Below are 887 nucleotides of genomic sequence, written 5' to 3' on the forward strand. Positions count from 1 at the left end.
CCAAGTATCTTCCTGGGGTACTGGTTCATCCAGTCCTGCACCTGCCGGACTGCCTTTTTCGTTACCTTGCTGAAATCTGTGCCCTTGGGAAAGAAACGGCGTATCAGGCCGTTGGCGTTCTCATTGCTGCCCCGCTCGTAAGCGCTGTAAGGGTGGCAGTAGTAGATTTTTGTGCGAGGGCCGCGTCCATAACGGGTGTGCTCCATGCCCTGGCAGTCCGCGAATTCACTGCCGTTGTCGCAGGTGGTGGTCTTGAAGGTGCGCCGGAACTTGCGCCTGCCGTATTTCTTCTCCAAAACATCCAAGGCTTTCACCACGCTGCTGGCTGTCCTGTCTGGCAAAAGGACAATAATCTCATAACGGGTTGTACGCTCTGTCAACACCAGCAAGGTCCCGCGCCCATCCTTCCCGCTGACCACTGTATCCATCTCCCAATGCCCGAAGGTTTTCCGCTCTTTTACCTCCGGCGGGCGCTTTTCAATGCTGTCCCCGGCAGAGGCCCGGGCGGCTTTAGGGTGGCTGGGCCTGCGGTTCCTGCGCCTGCCTTTGTAGCGGAGGTGCTCCTTTTTCAGCTTCAGGAAAACGTCCTCCCGGTAGATGTAATTGTAAATGGTGTTCACACATAACCGGGTGGAAAAACCCCTTTCCTCCTGCATTTTCGCCGCCACAACAGCGGGAGAGCATCTCTTTTCTACTATCATCCGTTCGATGTAATTTGCCGCAGCGAAGTCGTTTCCCAGCTTCAAACCTATGCCGCGTACCGCCAAATGCGCCTGATACCAGCGCTCCGCCGTATCAGCGCAGTAAACCTTTACAAACTCATACTCCGGGGTCATCTGCAGGGTCATGCCGCGATGAATTTCATTGTAAATGCTGGCCCGGCTCAC

Annotated in this window: 1 protein-coding gene; it reads right to left on the minus strand. The window is 55.5% G+C overall.

The annotated features are described in order from the left end of the window. Positions 1–887: IS30 family transposase (locus tag D1841_RS17605; protein ID WP_160644963.1), on the minus strand; the 887-nt coding region annotated here is incomplete at both ends.

Origin of the sequence: Neglectibacter sp. X4 (genome assembly GCF_009917365.1) — a bacterium.
In the GTDB taxonomy this organism is placed as follows: domain Bacteria; phylum Bacillota; class Clostridia; order Oscillospirales; family Acutalibacteraceae; genus Acutalibacter.